Origin of the sequence: Paenibacillus sp. FSL H7-0326 (assembly GCF_001955535.1) — a bacterium.
In the GTDB taxonomy this organism is placed as follows: Bacteria; Bacillota; Bacilli; order Paenibacillales; family Paenibacillaceae; genus Paenibacillus; species Paenibacillus shunpengii.
In genome coordinates this window covers 98463-122235 of record NZ_MPVN01000007.1, presented here as the reverse complement: position 1 = coordinate 122235, position 23773 = coordinate 98463, and the positions used below count along the sequence as shown (strand labels likewise).

General features: G+C 41.0%; 21 protein-coding genes and 1 pseudogene. 12 read left to right on the top strand and 10 right to left on the bottom strand.

Annotated features, from left to right (window positions below; translation table 11 throughout):
* Positions 1–684 precede the first annotated feature (684 nt).
* The 3 genes from BK126_RS25250 (at position 685) to BK126_RS25235 (ending at position 4699) form a co-directional block, all read left to right on the top strand.
* Positions 685–2016, top strand: a complete 1332-nt coding sequence (locus tag BK126_RS25250; RefSeq protein ID WP_076315267.1) for an NtaA/DmoA family FMN-dependent monooxygenase — start codon at positions 685–687, stop codon at positions 2014–2016.
* Between the two features lie 1639 nt (positions 2017–3655).
* Positions 3656–3934, top strand: a complete 279-nt coding sequence (locus BK126_RS25240) for a hypothetical protein (protein WP_076315265.1) — start codon at positions 3656–3658, stop codon at positions 3932–3934.
* Positions 3935–4255: 321 nt separating this feature from the next.
* Positions 4256–4699 carry a hypothetical protein gene (locus tag BK126_RS25235; protein ID WP_076315264.1) on the top strand — a complete coding sequence of 148 codons (444 nt, stop codon included), beginning with the start codon at positions 4256–4258 and terminating at the stop codon, positions 4697–4699.
* Between the two features lie 337 nt (positions 4700–5036).
* On the opposite strand, the gene BK126_RS25230 is transcribed toward BK126_RS25235, so the two are convergent.
* Positions 5037–5567 carry a hypothetical protein gene (locus BK126_RS25230; RefSeq protein WP_076315263.1) on the bottom strand — a complete coding sequence of 177 codons (531 nt, stop codon included), beginning with the start codon at positions 5565–5567 and terminating at the stop codon, positions 5037–5039.
* Positions 5568–5804: 237 nt separating this feature from the next.
* Between BK126_RS25230 and BK126_RS25225 the strand changes: the two genes are divergently transcribed.
* From BK126_RS25225 to BK126_RS29665, 3 genes and pseudogenes are all read left to right on the top strand, one after another.
* Positions 5805–7814 (top strand): peptidoglycan D,D-transpeptidase FtsI family protein, encoded by a 2010-nt coding sequence (locus BK126_RS25225; RefSeq protein WP_076315262.1) that lies wholly within the window; start codon positions 5805–5807, stop codon positions 7812–7814.
* A 460-nt stretch (positions 7815–8274) separates the two neighbouring features.
* Positions 8275–9349, top strand: a pseudogene (gene ltrA, locus BK126_RS29675) (group II intron reverse transcriptase/maturase).
* Positions 9350–9391: 42 nt separating this feature from the next.
* Positions 9392–9676 carry a hypothetical protein gene (locus tag BK126_RS29665; RefSeq protein ID WP_218639264.1) on the top strand — a complete coding sequence of 95 codons (285 nt, stop codon included), beginning with the start codon at positions 9392–9394 and terminating at the stop codon, positions 9674–9676.
* Between the two features lie 410 nt (positions 9677–10086).
* Here BK126_RS29665 and BK126_RS29205 read toward each other — a convergent pair whose 3' ends face one another.
* Both BK126_RS29205 and BK126_RS25215 read right to left on the bottom strand, forming a co-directional pair.
* A complete protein-coding gene (locus BK126_RS29205) occupies positions 10087–10320 on the bottom strand; it encodes a hypothetical protein (RefSeq protein ID WP_143757796.1) in 234 nt (77 codons plus the stop codon).
* Between the two features lie 158 nt (positions 10321–10478).
* Positions 10479–11222, bottom strand: coding sequence for a hypothetical protein (locus tag BK126_RS25215; RefSeq protein ID WP_076315261.1), 744 nt, complete (start codon positions 11220–11222; stop codon positions 10479–10481).
* A 1165-nt stretch (positions 11223–12387) separates the two neighbouring features.
* Between BK126_RS25215 and BK126_RS25210 the strand changes: the two genes are divergently transcribed.
* Both BK126_RS25210 and BK126_RS25200 read left to right on the top strand, forming a co-directional pair.
* Positions 12388–12633 (top strand): hypothetical protein, encoded by a 246-nt coding sequence (locus BK126_RS25210; protein ID WP_256703041.1) that lies wholly within the window; start codon positions 12388–12390, stop codon positions 12631–12633.
* Positions 12634–12918: 285 nt separating this feature from the next.
* Complete coding sequence (locus tag BK126_RS25200; protein ID WP_076315260.1) at positions 12919–13488, top strand: YdcF family protein; 570 nt, start codon at positions 12919–12921, stop codon at positions 13486–13488.
* 390 nt (positions 13489–13878) lie between these two features.
* On the opposite strand, the gene BK126_RS29545 is transcribed toward BK126_RS25200, so the two are convergent.
* A complete protein-coding gene (locus BK126_RS29545) occupies positions 13879–14025 on the bottom strand; it encodes a hypothetical protein (RefSeq protein ID WP_179085595.1) in 147 nt (48 codons plus the stop codon).
* A gap of 164 nt (positions 14026–14189) precedes the next feature.
* Positions 14190–14876: a PadR family transcriptional regulator gene (locus BK126_RS25195; protein ID WP_076315259.1), complete on the bottom strand. Its 687-nt coding sequence runs from the start codon at positions 14874–14876 to the stop codon at positions 14190–14192.
* 283 nt (positions 14877–15159) lie between these two features.
* Between BK126_RS25195 and BK126_RS25190 the strand changes: the two genes are divergently transcribed.
* Positions 15160–15756 carry a hypothetical protein gene (locus BK126_RS25190; protein ID WP_076315258.1) on the top strand — a complete coding sequence of 199 codons (597 nt, stop codon included), beginning with the start codon at positions 15160–15162 and terminating at the stop codon, positions 15754–15756.
* 98 nt (positions 15757–15854) lie between these two features.
* On the opposite strand, the gene BK126_RS25185 is transcribed toward BK126_RS25190, so the two are convergent.
* The 4 genes from BK126_RS25185 to BK126_RS25170 form a co-directional block, all read right to left on the bottom strand.
* Positions 15855–16757, bottom strand: a complete 903-nt coding sequence (locus tag BK126_RS25185; protein ID WP_076315257.1) for an SDR family oxidoreductase — start codon at positions 16755–16757, stop codon at positions 15855–15857.
* Between the two features lie 222 nt (positions 16758–16979).
* On the bottom strand, positions 16980–18179 hold the full coding sequence (locus BK126_RS25180; protein WP_305954058.1) for a TraB/GumN family protein: 1200 nt from the start codon (positions 18177–18179) through the stop codon (positions 16980–16982).
* Positions 18180–18476: 297 nt separating this feature from the next.
* Positions 18477–18902: a MarR family winged helix-turn-helix transcriptional regulator gene (locus BK126_RS25175; RefSeq protein ID WP_076315256.1), complete on the bottom strand. Its 426-nt coding sequence runs from the start codon at positions 18900–18902 to the stop codon at positions 18477–18479.
* 34 nt (positions 18903–18936) lie between these two features.
* A complete protein-coding gene (locus BK126_RS25170; protein WP_076315255.1) occupies positions 18937–19845 on the bottom strand; it encodes a LysR family transcriptional regulator in 909 nt (302 codons plus the stop codon).
* 131 nt (positions 19846–19976) lie between these two features.
* On the opposite strand from BK126_RS25170, the gene BK126_RS25165 reads away from it, so the two are divergent.
* From BK126_RS25165 to BK126_RS25155, 3 genes are all read left to right on the top strand, one after another.
* Positions 19977–21014, top strand: coding sequence for a 2,3-butanediol dehydrogenase (locus BK126_RS25165; RefSeq protein ID WP_076315254.1), 1038 nt, complete (start codon positions 19977–19979; stop codon positions 21012–21014).
* Between the two features lie 261 nt (positions 21015–21275).
* Complete coding sequence (locus BK126_RS25160) at positions 21276–21704, top strand: EamA family transporter (RefSeq protein WP_076315253.1); 429 nt, start codon at positions 21276–21278, stop codon at positions 21702–21704.
* Between the two features lie 147 nt (positions 21705–21851).
* Positions 21852–22652 (top strand): M15 family metallopeptidase, encoded by an 801-nt coding sequence (locus BK126_RS25155; protein ID WP_076315252.1) that lies wholly within the window; start codon positions 21852–21854, stop codon positions 22650–22652.
* Between the two features lie 109 nt (positions 22653–22761).
* On the opposite strand, the gene BK126_RS25150 is transcribed toward BK126_RS25155, so the two are convergent.
* A complete protein-coding gene (locus BK126_RS25150; RefSeq protein ID WP_076315251.1) occupies positions 22762–23679 on the bottom strand; it encodes a methyl-accepting chemotaxis protein in 918 nt (305 codons plus the stop codon).
* Between the last annotated feature and the right edge of the window lie 94 nt (positions 23680–23773).

Below are 23773 nucleotides of genomic sequence, written 5' to 3'. Positions count from 1 at the left end.
CCATTTTGAAGGAAGGTACAGCGAATTAGCTAAAGTGGAAGTATTTCTGACGGTAAAAAATCATGTCTTACCGATCTGAGGGGCATGCGAATTATGACGACATGGCAAGGATTCTTATTTGAAGCAAACTAGAATTAATTGCTCTTATAGGAGGTTTTATTATGATTTTAAGTGAACTTTGGAATCAATATGAGGCAGATAAACGAATTCATGGGTTTAGCCCGAATACATTGCGTGCGTATGCTTTTGAGGGAAAAAGCTCAAAATTTGCTCCGTAAATTTAATTTACATGAAGTAGGGAACTTTATGTAAAAAAGGGCATATAGGGAACTTTATTATTTTTAAGAAAAAAACAACAAATGTCGCGGGACAAGAACATAGTTCTATTCAAAGTCGCTGATATTTAGCATGCTAAGTATTATTTTCGTTTTGATCGATCTACTGAAATTCATTAAATTGTCAATGCTATGTTTAAAGCTGTCTCGTTAAACATGCCAACAATCTAGATTATCAGCTAGGCGTTGACCCACGTATTTAAATGAATCAGATCAGATTAAATGATTAGGAAATATAAGATTAAAGATTGTAGATATTTATAGAACGTTTGACTCGTTATTGTCTATTTATTTTTGAGTCATATTAGCAAGTAGATACCATATGAAAATAAATTAGGGGGATTTATTTATGTCTGAAAAAAAACAAATGTTGCTTGGTTTAGGATTTACAGGGGCATACGGTGCAAATGCTAAAGCTTGGAAAAGTGAGGGTGTCAATGTGACTACTTATCCAGATATTAATGCAGATATTCGCTATGCTCAACTTGCTGAAAAAGGTAAATTTCAATTTATATTTGTAGGTGATTTCCCTGGAGCAATACCCAATGATAACAGGGAGGTGCCATCGATGACGCTTGAACCTATCATTACTGCCACTGCAATATTACAACAAACAAAACACATTGGTGTGGCGTCAACTGTACATACTCAGTGGAATAATCCTTTTACTTTAGCACGTCAATTTAAAGGGATGGATTTAATGAGTGGTGGACGTATTGCTTGGAATGCTGTTACGGGATCAAGTCCAAAGGTAGCAGAAAACTTTGGTGTAAAACTAATGGATAGTAGATCACGTTATGAAAGTCATTATGAGTTCGTAGAAACTGTACAGCACTTATGGGCAACATGGGGAAAAGATGCTCTAAAAGCTGATAAAGAAACCGGTGTATTTGCGGATTATAGCCAAGTAAAACCTGTTCATATATCTGGTAAACATATACAGGCAAATGGAGCCTTGCCAATTCCACCTTCACCACAAGGACAACCGGTCATCTTTCACTCTGGTGGATCTCCAAATAGTATTGTGTTTGCAGGACGCTATGCGAGTGCAATGATTGGTGAAGTGTGGACGATAGAACAAGGTATTGCTACAAGAAATGCACTACGCCAGGTTGCGATAGACGCGGGTCGAAATCCAGATGAGATTAAATTTATCGCAGGACTCATGCCGGTTGTTGCAAATTCTAAACGTGAAGCAATAGATCGTCACGCAAGTTTTATGGATGAAAATATAGTACAACAACGTGCATTTCATATCGGAATGATATTAGGAATCAGCTTCACTCCTGAAGATTTAGAACGCCCGATCGCACCAGAACTTTTAGACAAGGTAAAAATCGACCGTTACTCTGATCCTCGTGCTGAGAATGTTTTAAAGGTGGCGCGTGAAGGTTGGACATTGCGCGATATCATTTATCATTCTGTGATTGATTACCATCCTGCAACATTAGGTGATGCAAAAGACACTGCGGATCACCTAACTGAATGGTTTGAAAGTGGCGCAGCAGATGGCTTTTGGATACTACCAGATGCTTATGAAACCGACTTAAAACGTTTTGTAGAAGAAGTGGTCCCTATCTTACAGGAACGTGGTGTATTCCATGAAGATTATGATGGAGAGACATTAAGAGAAAATCTTGGTGTGCCCTATCAATATGGTGTAGATAAACGATTATCTTAATAGAAGTAATATAGAGCACAGGCTGATAATGGCCTGTGCTTCTTTATGAGCGTAAAAAACCAGGTCTTAAGAAAGCACGTAAATCAAATATTTTCGGGCATTCAGTAGATTTAACGTAAAGTGTCGAGGGACAAGAACATGGTCCCATTGAAGTCGGTTCTTGAGAAATTAGTCACCCAATTCAGTGAAAATTTCTTCGGTGCATGATTTGATATAGCAGGGAAGGGATGTGAAGAGATCAGTGTTCCTTCTTGGAAAGAAGTAATTAAAATGAGAGATCGGGCGTTTCCGAAAATTGCTCTCAAATGTAGTACTGTTGAGTTAAGAACTTACGTTGAGTACCAACATGTTGAAAATATTGAGACGACACTGTTTAACAAATACGAATGCATATATAAAAATGAAAATATTCGACTCAACATAAAAAAAATGAGTTTTGTCCTTAGACAGGAATGTCGAGGGACAAGAACATGTTCCCATCGAAGTCGCTAATTTTAGCGGCTTTTTTATTTTATCGGTGCAAGTTCTTGTCCCAAGCAGATCAAGCGAAGAAGCGTTATATGCCAGGAATAGATGGCTTACGAGCGATTTCTGTGCTGGCTGTCATTGCGTACCATTTGGATTTGAAATGCGCACAAGGTAGGACAAGAACTTGTACCGATTGCCGAAAAGGACAAGAACATGGGCCGATTACCGATTAGATAAATATCTAACTGAAATTTAACACCTGTTTCATTAAGCTAACGGGCAGGTTACTTTAAGGTCAATTGCGCTGAACGGTACCTTAAGGAAAGGCATGTTGGATGGGCGAGATTGCTTAATTTTGTACGCTTGGAGTAATTTAACACGTTAAGCAGCTGCTCTACGTACTCGGTTTGAATTCCGAGGTTCCTTCCTTCGTCGTAGGATGGTTCCTACACTTTTATCCATCCGGTTTGTGGGTGGTGTCAGCAACGCTGGTACTACCCCAATATTAGAGCGGCTCCTAACAAGGATGCAACTCGAGTCGTCCGTGCCTTTGCCTCTGACAAGGGATCTCCGACAAATAGTTGTTCCATACCGACCGTTCAGTGAGTTCAAAAACAAACTGATCGGTGAGACACTAGCGACTTTCCAGATCAGTTGATCACTAAGCATGAAGGACGTCCTTATGATAACGCAGTCGCTGCAGCTACGTTTAGAATCATGAAGACAGAGTTATTCATCAGATAAGTTAGAGCTATTTGACTACGTAAACTTGGTATAACAAGCATCGTATTCATTGAACTTTAGGCTACATGATCCAATAAACTACAGAGGATTAGCCCTTAAAAGTTGTCTGAATTTGTGTTAACTTTCATTAATTGATTGAATTACTCAGACTTATACTGTTTATTATCTTTCTCTATGCGTTTCCCTCCCCGTTCAGATTCTTTACGAACTAGATCGCGCTGTTCCTTAATGCTTGAACTTGATTTTCACCTCTACGAGATGGGGGGATTTTGGATTTCGTCATAGCTTTTAGCTCTTTTTGGAAGGCATTTTTCTAAAAGATTATTGCATCTAGCAATATGTTTGTACTAATTAGGTAAAGAAAAGTTATTGTTTGAAACTTCAACAATAGTGATAGCGTCTAATTGAATATGGAGGTGGAAATTTTATGGAGAAGAGAATTTTTTTAGCGTTTTCTCTATTTTTAATTTTAGTAATGAGTGCCTGTAACAACTTCTCTGAGCCGAAAATTTCCGAAGAGGAAGCAAAATCAATTGTGATAAAAGAGAACACTAAGCTCATTGGTAAAGTTGAAATAATATCTATTAATCACAAGGGTAACAAGTATACAATTAAATGGAACAACAAAGAAAACTGTGAGAACGGAACTGACTATGTTAATGACCAAAATGGTGAAATAACTACAGGGCTCAGGACCATATGTTAGATCACTTTTATTGCTTTAAATATACCTAATAAAGTACGTAACTATCTTCTATCCGTGTCGGAACGGATGGCGGTTGGCCTATTAGCTGGGAAGCTTCAGGGTCTGCTTCAGAATTTGAGTGACGTGGTCGAGTGACTATAGAGGCCATTAGTACGTTATCTGCATACGGCGTAATATAAGAGATTGAACAAAGGACAATTCACTCACGAAAGGATTGCCTTAAATCTTGCCGTTACAGACAGCACGGTGAACCGTATCATAATTCATTAAGCTAACGGGAAACGTTAATTGAATAATCAAGCAATAGGGGAGAAATCTAATATGGAATACAAGAAACTAAATCGATTACTGAAATTAAGTATGCTTATCACAGGATTGTTAGCTGTGCTTAGTGGTTGCTCCTCAACAGCAAAATGGGAGAAGGAAGTTGATAATTATGCTCCTTATATTGAAACATCAATTACAGTGAGTCACTCGCCTAATAACATTCATACAATTGACCTGCAGGAGACAAGTTCGAAAGTTGTGGATGTGAAAGATAGGAATGTTCGATATGCTTATTCTTCATTGCGTATATATTACGGGAAATATGCTTCGCCATTGAAAAACTTCAAAGAGTTTGACGATTTTGATTTAGACTCTCTGGATAGATTTGATATTACATGGCTGGATGACTCCATTGCCGAGATTGAGGTTTATCGATTTACTGAGAATAGGGAAGGATTTTTGCAGGAAACCATACAATTGGACGTGAGAGATGAATAATTAGTTCCATAGCTTGGGGGAAGCAGACCTCAAGTGGGATCGGCCTCGGATAAATTGATATCGACCATGAGTCTGCTGTGGGAATTTAGTTAGTATTGTCGGGGCACACACACAATAACTGTTGTAAGGTAACTTAATTGTCTTTGATAAAAGAAATAAAGAAATTTTTCGTACAGAGGCATTCCAGGATCGTCCGAACGAATCAGCTTATGTTCAACATCTCGGGAAAATACAATGGGTTTCTTTGAATGAAGTTGGTCTTTTCACATAGACATGCCGTTTGAAACGCCTTCGGCTGCAAAGCCACTGCCCTAAAGGAACTCCTCAGACAGTCCCGTCATTTAAGACTAAAGGTCCGTTTACCCTTGAGGGTATCGAATGTGACGGTATCCTTAGTCAATTCTGAAGAATTAATGTCAAAAAATTCACCTTTAGAAATGTCAATTATCACTTCTTTAGTCGTTAGTTCAGTTAAAAAAAGTCCTGCAATTTTTGTTTGATAAACACGATAATATTTAACACTAGAATAAACCAAGTCTGGTCGACTTTCGACTATAACACTTCCCTTATTTGCAGGAATAGTGACGTGTTCAAAACTAAACGGATGGAATATGGGGGTAAAAGAATGTTTAATTAGAAGAAAAAAGGAAAGTGTAATGATTATTACTAAAGTAATTAATCTGTTACCTTCACTTTTTCTAGCTATCAAAATTAAAAGAAGGATGTGTAGGATGATTGGAATGGTATAATTGCTTTTTTTAAAGAGTGTAATGTCAAACTCTACTATGGATGCGAAGAACCAAACCAAATCAATACCTATCAGTAATATAATAAATGTGATTCGTAATTTCCGTATAGAAACAACCATATTATCACACTCCGTCTAAACAATTATGTTTCTCTTAAATAATAACATATACTCCTATCTCGGGGCAGTATACTCGTTCAGTATGAACTAGGAGGTTCTGTCTAACGCTTAACTAACTCTCAGCAATCTCATCATAAAATACATTTAGATCTAAAAATTTGTAATTATTGTGTTTGAATACTACTAATAGTAAAATAAGTATTATATATGTTTAAAAAGGTAAAAGCGAGGTTTTTTATGGAACAGAATGATATAGAGGAATTATCTAAAAAACGCCGTTTTAGCTTTCGTTTGAATCTTTTCTTTTTTAGTTCATTTGTTATCTTTTCAGTTATAATAATTCGATTAGCAGTACTACAATTTGTAGAAGGTCCTGTTCTTGCTCAACAAGAGATTAATAGTGTGACAAAAAATATTCCCTTACTTCCAGTTAGAGGTACAATTTATGATGCGACCGCTGAAACTAAATTAGCGTATTCAGATTCCATCCAATCCCTATATATAACCTTATATAAAAATTATAGAGAACCAAGTGATGGTTCGGTGAATCCGAACCGTGCTGAAGTGATCGAAATTGCCGATAAGATCGCAAAAGTATTTGAAGAGCACAAAGATAAAGAAAGTGAACCAATGACCGCTGATGACATTATTATTGCAATGGATCTTAACTATACACAGACACATGGATATACACCTAGACTAATCAAAGCAGATTTGTCAGAAGAAGAAATAGCTTATTTCTTGCAGCATAAGACGGATTTTCCAGGAGTAAGTGTTATTGAGGAAAGTGTACGCAAATATGATGAAGATACGGTAGCAGTGCAAGCTCTTGGATATTTGAAAACATTCAAGACATCTAAAACTTTATCAGAATACGAAGCTATTGATAAAGCTAATAGTGCTCAAACCGACCCAGGACTAGTTTATTCTGAGCTTGAATATGTTGGGGTAGATGGACTAGAAAGACAATATCAAGATGTTCTTCGGGGTAAAGCAGGATACAGCCAAATACCGATAAATCCCTTAAATTTACCGGAAGAAGGAACTACTATCCATCCCCCTGAAAAAGGACATGATTTGATTTCCTCCATTCATAAGGATATTCAATTAGCTACAGAAGAAGCAATCATGGAACAACTTGACTGGCTACATAAAAATCGGGTTTCTGGCAGATACCATGAGAACGCTAAAACCGGTTTTGCTGTAGCGATGGAAGTAGATACTGGTAACGTAGTGGCAATGGCAAGTATGCCTGATTACGATCCAAATGCACCTTGGGACTACGACAAGATTAAGTATATCTATAGGAATGGTACAGTTGAATCTTTTCCGCCTGATGATAGCGGTACACATCCCGAGTCCACAGTGCTATTAGGGTCAACTGTTAAACCGCTTAGTGTGTTAATCGGTTTAAAGGAAGGTTTTTTCTCACCTAATGGGATCGTTTATCAAGACAGAGGAGTAGCCTATTTCGGTCGTGATAACTCTGATGTTACAAACTCTCAGAATCATGTATATGGACCGCTTTCTGCTGCAACCGCAATAGAACATTCTTCGAATGCATTTATGGTAGACTTGATTGGTGAGGAACTTTGGAAACGTTACGGAAGTGAAGGTATTGGCATTTGGGATGAATATATGAAAGAGTTCGGGCTCGGGGTAGAAACAGGAGTGGATCTCCCTAAAGAGTTTGAAGGTTTACTTGAGTACAAGAATGAAGGTGAAACTTCACTCTCACGACTTGCTTTTGCTTCATTTGGTCAGCAAGGCAAATATACTACTATGCAACTTGCACAATTTGCAGTAACACTTGCTAACAAAGGAAAGCGAATGGAGCCGCATTTAGTTAAAGAAATTCGCGACGCTGAAGGTAATGTGGTTAAAAAGATCGAACCCAAAGTGCTAAATGAAGTGAAGTTTGACGATGTCTACTGGGATACAGTTCATAAGGGGATGAAAACAAATGTAAGTATGGCTTTTAATGATTTCCCTTATGATTTTGCTCGTAAAACAGGAACATCTCAGCAAGAAATATGGCATAACGGCAATAAAAATGTTATTGATAATGGGGTATTCATCGCGTTTGCTCCTCGCGAGAATCCGAAATTGGCTGTAGCGGTAGTTATACCTGAAGGTGGATTCGGTTCTAGTAGCGCGGCTCCTGTAGCACGTAAAATCTTCGACGCTTATGACCAAGTCTATGGACTTGATGGAGTACCTAAAGGTAAAGAGAACAGAGATAAATAACAAGAAGGGCCCACAAACGAATTTGTGGGCCCTTCTTCTGGTGCGCCCGGCATGGGCGATAACTCGGCGGTGAAAGTCCGCTACAGGCTTGGCAGTAGGAACTGTTAGCCAAAGGCAAGGGTGTCCGTCGCGAGACGGAATCTGAAGGAAGCCGGAGGCAAACCCTCGGTCTGACGAACAGAAATCACATACAAGGCATACTGGAACGGACGAGCTTGCCAGTCAAAGCGAAGTCCAATACTGCCCGAATTCCAGCATGTGAATGTGGCAGATAGATGAGGGGAAGGTTATCGCTCTTACCCGGGGAGGTCTCACAGACGTCCGGTAGGAAAAAAATCCGAAAGACGGAGTAAAGCTTGCTGTGAGAAGTCAGCAGAGGCCATAGTACCGAGAAGTTTTTTTTCGGGAAGGGCCGAACAATCGTAAGTCTCGAATACAGACTGAAAGGAGAATCGATGCGATGAAAGCAGAATACCGAAAGGGCTACCGGCAAAGAGATAGCGTGGAACGCGAAGGGTATGCAGGAGCGCGGAGCATCGAAGCTCGGGAAGGTAGAGAAAGAGACAGTGCAACCGATCTGATGGAACGCATACTGGACAGAGATAATCTGAACCGAGCGTACAAGCAGGTCAAGCGTAACCACGGTGCGCCGGGAATCGATGGTATGACAGTCGAGGCGGCGCTGCCATGGTTGCGAGAAAACAGAGAGAAACTTCTGCAGAGCATCCGGGGAGGAAGCTACAAACCAAGCCCGGTGCGGCGTAAGGAGATTCCCAAGCCAGATGGGAGCGGCGTGCGAAAGCTAGGCATCCCGACCGTAGTGGATCGAGTGATTCAACAAGCAATCGCCCAGCAACTGCAATCGCTGTTCGAACGGCTCTTCCCGGACGGAAGTAACGGCTACCGCCCGGGACGAAGTGCGCAGCAGGCCATTCGGAAAGTAAAAGCCTATGCCGAACAAGGATACAGTTACGCGGTCGAAATTGACCTGTCCAAATACTTCAACACACTGAACCATGAGCTTCTTTTGAATCTGCTACGCAAACCAATCCAGGACAAACGTGTGATCGACCTGATCAAGAAGTACCTAAAAAGCGGAGTCATGGAGAAAGGGAGTCCGTCGCGCAACGGAAGAAGGTTCACCACAAGGTGGACCGTTGTCCCCGCTTTTGGCAAACGTCTATCTGAACGAGTTCGATCAAGAGATGGAAAGCCGAGGTGTGAGGGTCATCCGCTATGCGGATGACATCGTGGTGCTAGCGAAGAGCAAACGAGCAGCTATACGACTGCTAGAATCCAGCCAGACGTATTTGGAAGAGAAACTAAAACTCCAATTGAACACGCAGAAGAGCAAAGTCGTCAGTGTCGTGGCGAAGAAACACTTCAAATTCCTAGGATTTGCTTTGGGGAAGAACGCAAACGGCGTATACGTGCGCGTACACCGTCAATCCCTCGTTAAAGCAAAGAAGAAGCTAAAAGAGCTAACAAGTCGAAGTCAGGGCAAGAATGCACGGCAGGTCATGGAAAATGTGTAAGTCTACATTCGTGGCTGGATTGGATACTTCTATGTAGCAGACATGAAACGAATCCTACAAAGCTGGAATGAATGGCTACGAAAACGGATGCGCATGTACATTTGGAAACAGTGGAAGAAGCCTCGAACGAAGGTGCAAAACCTGCGAAAGTTAGGAGTACCGGAGTGGCAGGCTTACCAATGGGGGAACACAAGACTGGGCTACTGGCGGATAGCCGGAAGTGCAGTATTGAATCGCTCTGTAACAAACAAAAGGCTCGCACAGGCAGGGTACTATGACTTCCCTGCCCAGTACGAGCGCTTGCGTCAATTGCACTTAAACGGTTGAACCGCCGTATACCGAACGGTACGTACGGTGGTGTGAGAGGTCGGCTACTCAACTAATGAGTAGCCTCCTACTCGATTACGATCAGCATTATAGGGTGAAACTTCCGAATAGTGGCTGGCGAATCTACTCCCCAGAGTAAGGAAGTCTGTTGTGCGAATAGATCCTAAGGAAGCTGGAGGCACGGCTTAACAACTGAATTCAATGCAAGAATAAAGGGGTGAGTTTCCGTTAAATAATGGTTCAGATTATTTCTTTAATTTTTTTATAATTCAATTTGATTTACTACTTTCAATAATTCTTGAAGAATAGCATGTTAGAAGAAATCGTAATAAAATGGTCCTTAGAGATAATGTGGACCACTTTTCTTACTTCTCAATCAACATATGCAACGGCATTTCCATTTAGTTCTGTTATTCTAATTTTTCAAGTGAATAGGATTTTTTCAAGCGTTCGATAACTACATCTTTCTCTGCTGTAGCGTCTGCTTGAATTATTCGTATTAGATCACCATCTGGAGTGATAGAAGAAGAGCTAACTACAAAAGTGGAGTCGTATTTTTCTGCAGTATCAATAACAGAAGAATCAGATCTAATTGAAGTGTTATTTGAGTGAAGGGGAATGTGAATGTCTTCTTGTGGGATCATTGATATATCTACTGTTCCTTCAGGTCTTTCACCTGGAACAACATCGATGCTAAATCGATTTCTATTTAAAACATTTCTCTTCTAATATCTATTTAAAGAAAAACAGGCTGCCATCGTGGTAGCCTGTTTTTTTATTGTACTCACTCTTTTTTCATGAGCTATAGTATTCTTTGCTCTTGATATTGATAGTCTGTCGGAGATAATTTCCCTTCGTCTAGACTGAATTTAACAATAACATATCCTATAAATGTTCCCGGTGATACTTGAATTGGTATTTCGGCGACAATTCGATTATCCAAGAATCCGTACCTTATTATATTGCCCATAACAGGTTCATCAAACCAACTGACAACATCACTTTCATTAAATATAAAGGCTTTCCCTTTTCCAAGGATAGAAATAGAATAATCGCGGGTACTGTCTCCCTTTTTCAAATTCCATTTTACTACATCCTTAAGTTTATCTAATGGATCGGTGACTTCAATTTCTGAGAAGTCTCTCTTCAAAACGTGAATATTCGATTCACGAATACCTATACCTTCTCCAGTGGTCAGAACAATAATAACTTCATCTTCTTTGTCTACATCTACGTTTCCGACGAATATTTGCGGATAAAATGATGGATTCGTTATGTTAGTCCAATTAAATGTTTTATTTCGGCCATTTATTTCTACATTAATCGAGGAAAATATATCGCCTTCTTTATTTATACCATTGACAACGATCCCCTCGGTCTCATCTTGACTAAGCAATTCCTTATTTTCAGTAATTTCTTTTTCTGTTGCAGTCTCAGTTTGCTCGATTTCACTTGTGCTAACCTGAGAATTGCTTTCTTCAGCCTCTTTTGCACAACCCGACAGTAGCACCGCTCCAAGTGTAAAAACTAAGAAGATTTTCTTCATTATAAGCCTCCATTTTTTAATGAATGAAGCCTGGAAATTGGATATTTTTAATAGTTTGAGCGCAGTCAGGTTCCTATCGGTTTTGTATTACCCTAAGTGTATGGACCTGGTGTTTCTATCTTTTATAACCATAACTACTACATAATTCTTTTCTTCAGCTTTTTTTAACCACCTTTGCGTTAGCCGGTAAGAATTATATCAAATTAAGGATATAGTTAAATAAGTGTCCGGAAAGAATACGAAATATTACTACTTCATAATATTGATTTCGATGAACATGTGTTTAGAGCTATAGTCTTCTTCTGATTGAGCTGATGTAGATTTTATTGACTATCGAGATCGTAAGAGGAGTAGCACCTAAAGCGCTAAAGTCATATAATTATAAAAACGCAATTAAGTTGGAATGAGTTATATAAAATAGCAAAAATATATTAGGAGAAATAAAGAGTAAGAAGTATTTAAAATACTTATTTGCAGAGACAGGTGAAAGGAAAAGGTCACCTTTTTACAGAATACTATAAATTACGAGCCAGCACCATTTGACTCCTGAAGAGGTGTCAAGGGGCAAGAACATGGTCCCATTAAAGTTGCTAATTTAGCGGCTTTTTTATTTTATCGGTACAAGTTCTTGTCCCAAGCCAAGGACAAGAACTTGTACCGATTACCGGAATTGACAAGAACATAGTCCGAATGCCGATTAGATGAATATCTAAATATTGTTCACATGCACTTAAAACTGCATTAAGTACCATAATAAATGAAATGTTCACATTGTTTAAGAACAACTTAAGCGATGAGAGGTTAAATACCAGCGGTTAGGTATTAAAGAAGCGTAATATTGTACTGAAACTTGCGGTTGAGGACAAGAACATGTTCCTATGCCCGATTAGTCATATATCTAATAGTTATTTACCGTTAATTCATTAAGCTAACGGGCAGGATAACGTAGTCATGAAACTAAGGTAGGGGTCGGGAACTTTTTATAACGATTTTATACCAATCATAAAGCATTGATTGGCAGTATACTTTTGGTTGTGTGTTCTATTATTGAAGGGAGTGTTGTGGTATGAAGAATATATATGCTCTTGTGCTTGTTACAGAGGAAGTTCAATTATAATCATAGAGGGAATTCCTCTGTGATATCAAATTCTGGAGGAATTTACTTATGAATATTGAGTTAAAGCAAGTATCACTAGAGAACTGGTACGATTGTACCAAGTTAAATGTAAAGTTAGAACAAAAAAGTGTTTTTCCAGCTCCTGTTGTTTATTGGATTGCAGAATCTAAATACGTTCATGATTTTGAATTGCGCGCAATATATTCGCAAGCGATACTAGTCGGTTTTACTGCCGACAACTCTGTGTCCGATCATTATTCTTTTACAACCATTTTGCCTCATAAAGTCAATTAATTCTCTCATTGCTTTTTTGCCGTAGCCATTCCCTTGATGGTTCTCATCAATCATGAGTGCTGGTATCCAATGGTTGCTGTCTTCGTCGGCGGTTTTACAAAAGGTGAAATCATACGTTTACTACAACTTAATTGAAGGTTCCTTAATGAAATTATTGTGGCTGTCAGTATTTTCTGGCAGCTATTGTTCAACTAACGGGAAACTATAACTTAAACATGATAAGGAGAAGGAGATAAAAGTGTTGATCCTTGTCTTATAACGGGCATTTTATAAGGGGGAGTTATTTTGTCTTACCCATTTGATTGTATAAGTGATTTTATGTTCTTTGAAACCGAGATAAAGAAGTCGGATGTAATATTAATACCTGGTGCAAGTCATTCTCAATTAATTGAAAGGGCTGCAATGTTATTTCACCATGGAATTGCGCCGTATATCTTGCCTTCAGGTGGTGCAACACCAAATGTAGAAACAACAGAATGGGAGTTTTTACGAAATATAGGGATATCACTAGGGGTACCTACTGAGGCAATCTTAAAAGAAGATAAAGCCACGAACACATTTGAAAATGCACGGCTATCTTTGGAGGTTTTACAACAACGAGGAGTTCAACCAAAGAATGTTGTCTTGGTCTGCAAAAATTACCATGCACGGAGAGCACTGCTTACTTATCAATTTGTATTTCCGAGGGACACGGAATTTTATGTAAGCCCAGTCATTGATAAGACAGGGACATCTAAAGAAAACTGGTTTCTTGATGAGAATAAAATAAGCTACGTAATGAATGAGCTTGAAAAGGTGGGCAAGTATTTCAGACCTGCTATTTATCGACTAGGGTCAGGCATTGAGTTAAGCTAACGGGCAGGATAGTTTAATAGCTTCACGAATAACCTTATTTGGCAAATCTGTTTACAATATAAACATTAAAGGGGAGGATTTATATAGAGCAATTAACGTTTCATGAGTTACAGAGCTACTTAGCGCAAAAATACAAAGAAGGGCGCAATTCATCTTTATAGCCCATATACATATGTACAAAATACGGGTTTTGTGAACATATAGTAAAAGATTACAGAATCTAAACCCAATTAGGTCTTTTTACAAGTAATTTTATTGCAGTCCTTTTATGTACTAATGTGACCAAATTAAATTACTTGCCTCGAGTTTCCTTTCATTTTATATAAATAAATATGACTTTTTTAATATATCATTATATTCTTTATGTTCTTCATGTTTAACTAAACATGGTCATTTCAAACGTTGCAGCTCATCAATGATCTGATCAAGTCGTTCCAGCATCAATTTATCGTTTTCCATTTTTCTTTTCATATTTACTTCAATGGCAACTACTTCGATGGTCAGTACTATAGCCATGAGGATTAATATAATCGACATGAAATCACTCCCGAATGATTTAATTATGTATCTTCTAAGTTAACACTATAAATGAAGCAACAGTTTCAACTCTTCAATGATTTTATCATCCGTAGATCTGCTTCATATTTCTGTACAAAAAAAACCGCATTTGTCATGCGGTTTTATTGTGAAAGCGTTGTCTATCATTCTAAGTCGTTACTTGCAGCTTCATCTTCACGATGCGTATTATTCTGTTGAGCTCCTAAGATTTCACTCAGTTGTGTTTGAAATTGATCCATAAGTTCTTTAATCTTAGCAGCCTGCGCTGATTCCGGATTAAGGTTGATTTCTTTTACAGCATCCGCCATAAGAAACAAAAGTTCTGGCTGCTCCTTCATTAAGCCTCGTAGATGGTGTCTTCCTGCTTCTTTTTCCGGACGCAGATGACGTCTACGCTCTTCCCAATGCTCGCCAGGTTGATCTTGAGCCTTCTTTCTATCTGCCAATACAGCTAAGCCTTCCTCGGTAATATGATACAGCTTCTTTCCATCCGTATCTGTATTTCTGATCAGCTTCATGTCTTCTAACAGCTGCAGATTAGGATATACGGATCCTGCACTGGGAACGTACAGACCACCTGTCTTTTCTTCCATCGCCTTAATTAACTGATAACCATGCATCGGCTCAGATACTAATAACTCCAGCAAAGCAAATTTGAATTCACCTCTCCCAAAGAAACGATGTCGGCCTTCCCCTCGTCCGCCTCGATGCTCTCCGCGTGAGCCTCCATGCCGGTGCTTTACATCATTACCTTCGAAGTGACCTTCAACAAGAAAATCCCGGTGCCCTGCAAAATGTCTCCGCTTCCTGTGTCCGTCTTGAAACTTCATATGACATCCACTCCTCTTTAACGATATATCGTAATAATATAGCGATATATCGTTAATGTCAATCTGATTTTAGTTTTTCACCCTATATCTAGTGAGACCACTTGCCTATTTATCCATGTCATGTTAACTCATTCGTAAGTCCCCTGCTCCTTCGGAAATGTGTAAACAGGAAGTTATGAGAACTATTTTACGTTATATGTAAATGATTTCCTGTAAATATCATGATGGATTATGTTAAATTATCCAAGTGTTTAAAAACAACATAGAATGGGAGTTATGAAAGATGAAAAAGAACAAAACTTGGTTACTCGCTTTGGCATTAAGTGCGGTATTTACCGCGAGCACGCTCCTTCCTTCTGTTTCTCTTGCAGCAACAGTAGTCGAAGGCACAACAGAGACCAGCGAATCGAGTACGCCAAACCAAACCGATGATTCTGTAATTAGCGAGGACGAAGAAGTTGAATTAACCGCTGAACAGCTGGATTTTGAGAGTTATCTCGATCAGTTGCTTGCGATTGCACAGTACGAGGAAAAAGCTTTTGCTGCACTACCAAGTACGTTTTACATAACCTCTTCAAACCGTAAATCCTTGTTCCTGAAACTGAACAATACAGTGGTGCCTAATTATACAAAATATGTGTCACAGCTGAAGCAGATCAAGCCGGAAAATGCGGAGCTGCAAAAAATCCATAACAAATTAACTCGAGGAAGCTACAACCAGCTCGAAGGATACCTTCTGTATAAGCGTGCACTATCTAAATACACCATCAACCGTACCCTGCTCACCCAAGGTAATGCCAAGGTGAAAACGGGTCAAGAATTGATTGAGCAGTCCAAGCAAGAATTCGATGAATATGCTGAACAGCTGGGCTATAAATAAGGACGTTCTACTAATCAAATGATTTATCACACAAAAGAACGGTGATCTGATGAAGATCCCGTTCTTTTTGTGTAGATATCGATCATGGGTGTTGCACCTTATGGTGTAGGTGTTCCACCGTTGGCATTAATCGTCTCACCGGTAATATAGCTCGATTCCTGACTCGCGAGGAATACATAGGACGAAGCCATTTCAGCAGGCTGTCCCGCACGACCAAGCGGCGTGGTTGAACCAAATTCAGCGAGCTTCTCTGTCGGTTGACCGCCTACGATCTGAAGTGGAGTCCATACCGGTCCCGGCGCCACCACATTTACACGAATCCCTTTGCTTCCTACCTGCTGGGCCAACGCTTTGCTAAATGTATTAATCGCGGTCTTCGTTGTTGCGTAATCCAGCAATATTGGCGATGGTTTATAAGCTTGAATGGAGGAAGTGTTAATAATGGAGCTTCCCGGCTTCATATGCTTCACCGCCGCTTTGCACAGCCAGAACATGGAATACACATTTGTCTTAAAGGTTGCATCGAATTGCTCTGTTGTGAGATCCTCGATCTGCTCCACATATTGCTGCTTACCTGCGACATTCGCCAGGATATCGATCCCTCCCAGCTCTTTGACCGCACTTTCAATCAGCTTCACGCAGTAGGCTTCGTCCTTAAGATCACCAGGAATGGCAATGGCCTTCTGACCTGCCTCTTCAATCAGCTTCACAACTTCTTTGGCATCGGATTCCTCTTCAGGAAGATAAGACAGCACTACATCTGCCCCTTCGCGTGCATAGGCAATGGCTGCAGCACGTCCAATTCCGCTGTCTGCTCCTGTAACAACCGCTTTACGGCCTTTGAGACGTCCTGTTCCGCGATAGCTGGTCTCTCCGCAATCCGGAACAGGCTCCATCTTCGATTGAATACCCGGCTCAGGCTGCTTCTGCTTCCACTCTGGTGTAGCCTTCGGATACTGTGTCGTTGGATCCTGCATCATATATTGATCTTGATTTGTCATGAATAGTACCTCCTTAAGTTACAGCATTAGGATATAGTAAAGGTGCAGCTCTCTTCTTTGTAACCTAAAATTTTCGTTTTAAAACCAAGTACTGGACGATCCTATGAAAAAGGTGAACGCCATAAAAAAACCATCCCCCCAGAGCAATTTCCAGTGAAGGATGGTTACCTAACGATATTCGAGGGTTATGATGGATTAATGAACTAAATTATGGCCAGTGCTTTATTTGCGAGTTACCGTGTAGCCACGATCCTGCAGGAGCTTCACGATGCCGTCTTCACCTGCATAATGAGCTGCTCCTACGACGATAAAGTAATCTGCTTCATCTTCTGCAGTTAAATATCCTTCAATTTTGTCCGCCATCTTCAAATTACGGTCTACCAGCATACCGTTGTAGTACTCTTCATTCGCCTTCATGCTATTTGTAATTTCGAGCAGTGCCTCTTCGTCACCTAGCTTCCACATCTCCGCCATTTGATCGACAGAATCATCGACCAGATGGTAGTTATCTAGAACGGATTTCAAATTCTCCTCTTGCAGCTCACCTGAGAATCCGCTTAACAGCTCCAGCTGGGACTGATAGGATTCAAGCTCGATGATAGGCATTTTGCGTTCAATAGCTTTTTGCAGGAAATGAAGATCAATGCCGATCTCCCCTTGATACCCGGCTTCCATGGATTTAAGCTGTGACATCGTTATTTCAACAACCCATGGCTTATAGCCGTCTAACACGTCTTTCTCCAGACCGTTCTCAGCAAGGATTTCGCCAAGCTGCTCATAGGTTTTGCTGGAAATATGATCCTTTAGAGTCGTTCCATCCTGATACATTCCGAGATCCAGCATCATTTTCTGCATGGTTTCATCCTGTGCTTGGGTCAGGTCAATCTCTACGCCCAGATACTCTGAATCCTCGAATGCAATTTCATAGGATGGGTCTAATGGATAGAAGCTGTCATCAGCAATATGCATTGATCCCACGAGGTACACTGTATTGTCCCCATTGCTTACTTCCCACAAGAAGCCCTTGCCTCCTGTAGTTAGAATGATCGTGCGGGTTGCAGGATCCCATTCTACCTTGTAGCCCATCTGCTCACTAACCACGCGTACAGGAACATAGGTAGTACCATTCACAATCTTTGTCTTCGCATTTACCGTTAGCTGTTCATTATCCACAAGTACGGTAATTGTTCCTGTCTTATCGGATTGAATGAGTGTTGCATTGAGTGCTTTGAGCAGATCCCCTTGAGGTGCATATGTAATTCCTTTTTGAATCAATGGCAGTCTGCTCGTAAAATCAATCTCATGTCCGTTCACTTCAATATCCGTGTCAGGAACAGCTGCCGCCGCAGGAACGACAGGAAGCACGAGCATGCTTGCGGATAATAGTACGGCAATAATGGATGATTTTTTCCTTCTCATCATAGGTTAGCTTCTCCTCTGAATCCATTTTAAAATGTATGTATTGCTTCAACCTACTTGATAAAACACTTGTTAAAAGAATTAACTGTGCATATCAATATACACACTATACACTCTGCTCTCTTCATCCGTCAACCATAATCTGGATTTTCAACTTTCCTAGATTTGGATCAACAAAAAAGAAGCACAGATTTGCTTCTGCGCCCTTTACGAGTACTATATTAGATTGAAGCCTGCCTTTGCGGCACTTGTAGCTACGATGTATCTCGAGATGCATTTCCTGCAACCATCATACTTGTCTTACGCATCTTCTCTTGTATTTACCATATTCTGACGAAGCAGTGGTATGGCCTCGAATAACGCTTCCTGCTGCGCTGGAGTAATCCCCTCCATAATACGGAGCTCTAAGGCTGTTATTTGCTGTCTGCACTCTAGATAGATGGCTTCACCAGATTCGGTGAGCTCAATTATTTTCTCCCGTTTATCTTTACCGGGAATCTGACGCACAATGTTCAGCTCCTGAAGTCGATGTACTCTTCTTGTAATCGTCGGTTTCTCCACCTGATAGTACGCTGAAATAGCAATTAGCGTGTCTGGTCCATTGTTTTTCAAATAATAAATCACCTGCCATAAAGAATACGAGAGCTCGTAACTGCTCATCAAATCATTGAGCTTCGTAATAATAGGCCGATATAGACCAAGATAACGCTGAAAAAATCCTTCCATACTTCTCACTCCTGCATCGTTATTATATCCTGATCTAGAGCTTCGCTCTGTTAAATTCCTGGTCAAACTTCATCATGCACAGCTGGTGCAGCAGCGTCATATGATTCTTCTCTGATCGAATCCAGCCTACCTGCATAGCAGGAGTTTCAATCGGCTTGATTTCAATTAAAGCATACTGATCTGATAACCATTTCCGCTGACCAAAGAATGAAAAATCATGACCGATCGTGACCGCCATATTTTCCTCAAGCGCCGTTCTGATCGCCTCCCCATTATTGGTTTGGAATAGAATCGGCAATTCACCATAATTGGCCTGATGTTCTGCGAGAAAATCGTCAACAAATACATCGTTGAACAGGGCAAATGAATATTTGACCAAATCTTTGGGATGAATCGATTTATGCTTTGCGATATCTGAATTTTTGTTCGCACAAATGACAAATTTTCCTTGAACGATCGGTTCAAATACAAGTCCTGCGAGCTGTTCGATGTCCTTCTTGTACATCGCGATGAGACCCAGCCCGACACGATTCAGCTTGATTTCCTCCAGAATGAGGTTTGAGGTATTCTCTTCAATATTAATTTGAACCAAGGGATAATCTTGTTTGATAGCCGCAAGACAACGAACCAGTACAGGCATTACACCTGGAAAGGCAGCGACATTCAGCTCACCACGAATTCGATTGCTCTCGAAGCGGGACAGCTCCTTAATTTCGTCTATGGTCTGAATTGCCTCCATCGCTTTATTCAGTATCCTTCTGCCTTCCTCCGTGACTTCAGCTCCCGCGTATGAACGCTTAAAAAGGGTCAATCCGAGTTCCTCCTCTAATTTGGAGACGGATTGAGATAGTGCAGATTGGGTGATATGCAGCTGATGGGCAGCAGCCGAGAAGGAACCGGATTTCGCAATTTCAACGATATATTCTAGCTGTTCAATATCCATTTGATGCTCCTTTACTATTAGCCATACTAATAGGGTTATTACAAACGTTAATTATATCTTATTATGTAACTCAAGGTATAATCAAATTGTAATCGTTATCAATATTCATGATTGTTAAGGGGATGACTCATATGAAAGCAGCTGTATTCTATGATATTAAAGATGTACGCCTTGAAGAGAGAGAAATTCCTGCAACACCTGCAGGCAAGGTTAAAGTAAAAGTGAAGTTTGCAGGTATATGCGGCAGTGACCTTCATGCTTATCACCATGGGATTGGAGTTCAGACAGGTACTCCTCACCCGATATCCGGTGAAATGGCTCCGCTTACGCTCGGTCACGAATTCTCTGGAGTGATTGAGGATATCGGTGCAGAAGTCACAGGTTATAACGTCGGGGATCGAGTGGCCATCGAACCACTTATCTATTGCGGCCAATGTGAGAATTGCAGAAAAGGAAACTACAATCAGTGTAATCAATTCGGATTTATCGGCCTAAATGCGGATGGAGGGTTCGCTGAATATGTGCTCGTCGAGCCTTACATGCTTCATAAGCTGAACGATCAGGTATCGTTCGAGGAAGGTGCGCTCGTTGAACCTACGGCAGTCGCTCTACATGCAGTACGTCAAAGCAAGTTGAAGGTAGGAAATAATGTTGCTGTATTCGGAGCTGGACCTATTGGACTTCTTACGATCTTGTCTGCCAAATCCGCAGGAGCTGCGCGCATCTATGCTATCGACGTATCCGATGAACGCTTGGAGCTGGCTGCCTCTTTAGGCGCTGTACCAATTAACAGCTTAAAGGATAATCCGGTAGATATCATCAATGATGCCGGAGGGGTTGAAGTCGCTTATGAAGCAGCCGGTGTTCAACCGACATTCAACAGTGCCCTATCCGTTGTCAAAAAGGGCGGCGAGGTCATGGTCATCGCTGCATTTGCGCAGAATCCAACTGTAGATATGATGCAGCTCATGACTAAGGAAGCAAATATCACGTCTATCCTTGCCTATCGTCATATCTTCCCTGAAGTGATTTCGCTCATTGCTGAAGGAAAGTTAGATGTGAAGAAAGTCATCACGAAGAAGATTACACTGGATCAGATTATTGAGGATGGACTTGAGCTATTGGTGAAAGACAAGAGCCAGGCCAAAATATTGGTCGAAATTGTGTAATTCAGTTGCCAATTGTTATTCTAGATTCGAAGACCCTCCGCACCAATGTGCGAAGGGTCTTCTTTGTTTTTGATCTATCTCCATGCGCTGATCCGTTCTGTCACAAGCCATTTGCAGGATTGAGCACGACCAGAGAGCCGCTAAGAATGCCAACCGGTAATTCGGCACCAGGCGGTTGCTGCTCTTTGAAGCTTGCGTAGAAAATGGCATATTCGACCATACTTATTATACAGAAAAAATGTAGTGAAGGAGGATGACAACATGCCCATGTGGCTTCTATATTCCATATTGTCTGCTATTACCGCTGCCCTTGTTGCGATCTTTGGCAAGATGGGATTAGAGAACATCGATTCTAATTCAGCCACCGCCATTCGTTCCGTCATCATGGCATTATTTTTAATCGGTGTTATTGCTGTACAAGGTAAATTTGCTGAAGTTGGTGAAATACTGACACAGAAAAAAGCACTGAGCTTCATCGTTCTTAGCGGGGTAGCTGGAGCGTTATCCTGGTTGTTTTATTTTCTGGCTCTCAAGTACGGCAAGGTGTCTCAGGTGGGTCCAATTGATAAATTTAGCGTTGTAATTGCAGTCATTCTTGCGGTTGTCTTTTTGGGTGAGAAAATATCTTGGCTAAATGGTATAGGGGTCGCACTCATCGCGCTCGGGGCTATCCTTGTTGCAATCAAGTAAACACAGGGCAAGACATATCCACCAATTCTGCGTTTTTGGATCACAAGATAGGCAGGCGTATCACACTAAAATGATGGCTTGACTATATGCTGTAGCATGATCGCCATATGGTGTTATGGATTAGATCCTAACTTGGAGGTGTAGTGCATGGCTGCATTGGCGGAGCTGAAAGCCAGGTCTGCAGCTTATCTCGTCGGGTTACTGCCCGCTGTGAAGCTTGCAGCGGAGAAGCTGATTGAGCGTTGCTATGCTGAAGGTGTGGAAATGAGACTTACGGCAGGCTACAGAAGTGCAGCTGAGCAGCAGCGTCTGTACGAGCAAGGCAGAACGAAGCCTGGCCCCATTGTCACAAATGCTAAGCCTGGCCAGTCCAATCATAACTACGGGCTTGCTATTGATTTTGTTCTTGTCAAGAGCGGCTACAACATGAGCGCTGATGATGACTATGATGGTATATCTGACTGGGCGGAGGTCGTTGCTCAAGCGAAGCTGCTGGGGTTCAGCTGGGGCGGTGACTGGACTTCATTCAAGGACTATCCGCACTTCGAGATGATGTTTGGACTGAGCCTTTCTCAGCTGCAGGCAGGCATGAGGCCGACGTGGCAGCAGCAGCAAGCTGTAATCAGCAGAATTCAGAGATTGGAGGAATCAGATGAGATGTCTAAAGTCGAGGAGCTTCTTCAGAAGGACCAAGAAAAGTCAGCGATTATATCTGCTCTTGAACAGCGAATCATTGCGCTTGAACGGAGAGTGAACATCTCCCAGAATCAAACGCCTCCGGATGCTTATCATGCCGCACTGCAGGCAGCCAAGACTGCAGGAGCGATGAGCACATCCAATGACAAAGATCTCTCAGGTCTTAAGACGATTCAAATCCTTTATAACATGGGGCTGTTCGATCCGGAGTTTACCCGATTTATTCACAGTTTAAAGCAAGCAGGAGAGTAACAACTGCCATCATATAAGGTACTTCATAAACTTTAAATACAGTATGGTCGCTATTATTCAAAAAAAGTAAGCAGTGGAGAACATTGTTCTCCACTGCTTTTTTGCTTCATTACAGTATTTCGGACACATGCTGTGCTTTAAGGTCTAATTGCTCAGAGGATTGAGAAATGTTGGTGAATTCATCAATCGTTACTTGAAGCTGCTGCCGGCTCTGATCTATGTATTCCTGTACTGATCTGGTTCCTTTTGATATATTAATGATTTCATTGGACATTCCTTTAATGCTGTCGCGAATTTCGTAGATGGAATCCTGCACCATTAACGACAGATTCTTCACTTCCTTGGCGACAACATCAAATCCTCTGCCGTATTCCCCTGCATGTGCTGCCTCGATCGCAGCGTTAAGGGCAAGAAGCTGTGTCTGTGAGGCAATATCCCGAATCGTTTGAACGATCCCTTGCACAGCATGTGATTGCTGTTCCAGCTCACCTAATATGTTCATATTGTCTTTGGATACTTCATCTACCGTTGAAAGACTGTTCAGCAGCTCCGAGCTTCTATTTATACCCTCTGCAGCTCTATTATTCAGGCTGGAGGACATGTCTTGAAGCTCCTCAACGAATTGAACCACCTCATTTTGCCGGTTCGTAATGTTGGTCGCTATTTTGTATACCCCAATGATGTTATTCCCTTCTTTATCATAGATAGGCATATAGGTAGCTTCAAGCCACACTGTATTATTCTGTGCATCCTTTCTCTCAATCTTATCTTGAAAGCTATGCCCATCGAGTATATTGGCCCAGAAGGACTCATACTCCGGACTCGAAGAGAAGGACGAGAAGCAGAACTGATGATGATACATTCCATAGATTTGCTCTATTGCATAACCCATCGTTTCGGCAAAACGTTCGTTTACATAGATGACCTGCCGTTCAAGGTTGAATCCGATGATGGCCAGGTTCTGGTTAAAAGCCCTTAGCACCGCCGTTGAATCAATAGCAGGGATGGGTTCCAATTGTGTATTCATTAATGCAAAAGCCTCCGTATATTTATAATATGGCCTCAAGAAAAAGGATGGAAACCATAAAGTCGTATGGAATTAACCCGATTTATGAGAATAG

What these genes read in the sequence shown, in the direction of transcription:
- BK126_RS25250 (WP_076315267.1), top strand. Translation starts at nt 685, where the DNA reads ATGTCTGAAAAAAAACAAATGTTGCTTGGTTTAGGATTTACAGGGGCA.
- BK126_RS25240 (WP_076315265.1), top strand. Translation starts at nt 3,656, where the DNA reads ATGGAGAAGAGAATTTTTTTAGCGTTTTCTCTATTTTTAATTTTAGTA.
- BK126_RS25235 (WP_076315264.1), top strand. Translation starts at nt 4,256, where the DNA reads ATGGAATACAAGAAACTAAATCGATTACTGAAATTAAGTATGCTTATC.
- BK126_RS25230 (WP_076315263.1), bottom strand. Translation starts at nt 5,567, where the DNA reads ATGGTTGTTTCTATACGGAAATTACGAATCACATTTATTATATTACTG.
- BK126_RS25225 (WP_076315262.1), top strand. Translation starts at nt 5,805, where the DNA reads ATGGAACAGAATGATATAGAGGAATTATCTAAAAAACGCCGTTTTAGC.
- BK126_RS29665 (WP_218639264.1), top strand. Translation starts at nt 9,392, where the DNA reads ATGAAACGAATCCTACAAAGCTGGAATGAATGGCTACGAAAACGGATG.
- BK126_RS29205 (WP_143757796.1), bottom strand. Translation starts at nt 10,320, where the DNA reads ATGATCCCACAAGAAGACATTCACATTCCCCTTCACTCAAATAACACT.
- BK126_RS25215 (WP_076315261.1), bottom strand. Translation starts at nt 11,222, where the DNA reads ATGAAGAAAATCTTCTTAGTTTTTACACTTGGAGCGGTGCTACTGTCG.
- BK126_RS25210 (WP_256703041.1), top strand. Translation starts at nt 12,388, where the DNA reads ATGAATATTGAGTTAAAGCAAGTATCACTAGAGAACTGGTACGATTGT.
- BK126_RS29545 (WP_179085595.1), bottom strand. Translation starts at nt 14,025, where the DNA reads ATGTCGATTATATTAATCCTCATGGCTATAGTACTGACCATCGAAGTA.
- BK126_RS25195 (WP_076315259.1), bottom strand. Translation starts at nt 14,876, where the DNA reads ATGAAGTTTCAAGACGGACACAGGAAGCGGAGACATTTTGCAGGGCAC.
- BK126_RS25190 (WP_076315258.1), top strand. Translation starts at nt 15,160, where the DNA reads ATGAAAAAGAACAAAACTTGGTTACTCGCTTTGGCATTAAGTGCGGTA.
- BK126_RS25185 (WP_076315257.1), bottom strand. Translation starts at nt 16,757, where the DNA reads ATGACAAATCAAGATCAATATATGATGCAGGATCCAACGACACAGTAT.
- BK126_RS25180 (WP_305954058.1), bottom strand. Translation starts at nt 18,179, where the DNA reads ATGATGAGAAGGAAAAAATCATCCATTATTGCCGTACTATTATCCGCA.
- BK126_RS25175 (WP_076315256.1), bottom strand. Translation starts at nt 18,902, where the DNA reads ATGGAAGGATTTTTTCAGCGTTATCTTGGTCTATATCGGCCTATTATT.
- BK126_RS25170 (WP_076315255.1), bottom strand. Translation starts at nt 19,845, where the DNA reads ATGGATATTGAACAGCTAGAATATATCGTTGAAATTGCGAAATCCGGT.
- BK126_RS25165 (WP_076315254.1), top strand. Translation starts at nt 19,977, where the DNA reads ATGAAAGCAGCTGTATTCTATGATATTAAAGATGTACGCCTTGAAGAG.
- BK126_RS25160 (WP_076315253.1), top strand. Translation starts at nt 21,276, where the DNA reads ATGCCCATGTGGCTTCTATATTCCATATTGTCTGCTATTACCGCTGCC.
- BK126_RS25155 (WP_076315252.1), top strand. Translation starts at nt 21,852, where the DNA reads ATGGCTGCATTGGCGGAGCTGAAAGCCAGGTCTGCAGCTTATCTCGTC.
- BK126_RS25150 (WP_076315251.1), bottom strand. Translation starts at nt 23,679, where the DNA reads ATGAATACACAATTGGAACCCATCCCTGCTATTGATTCAACGGCGGTG.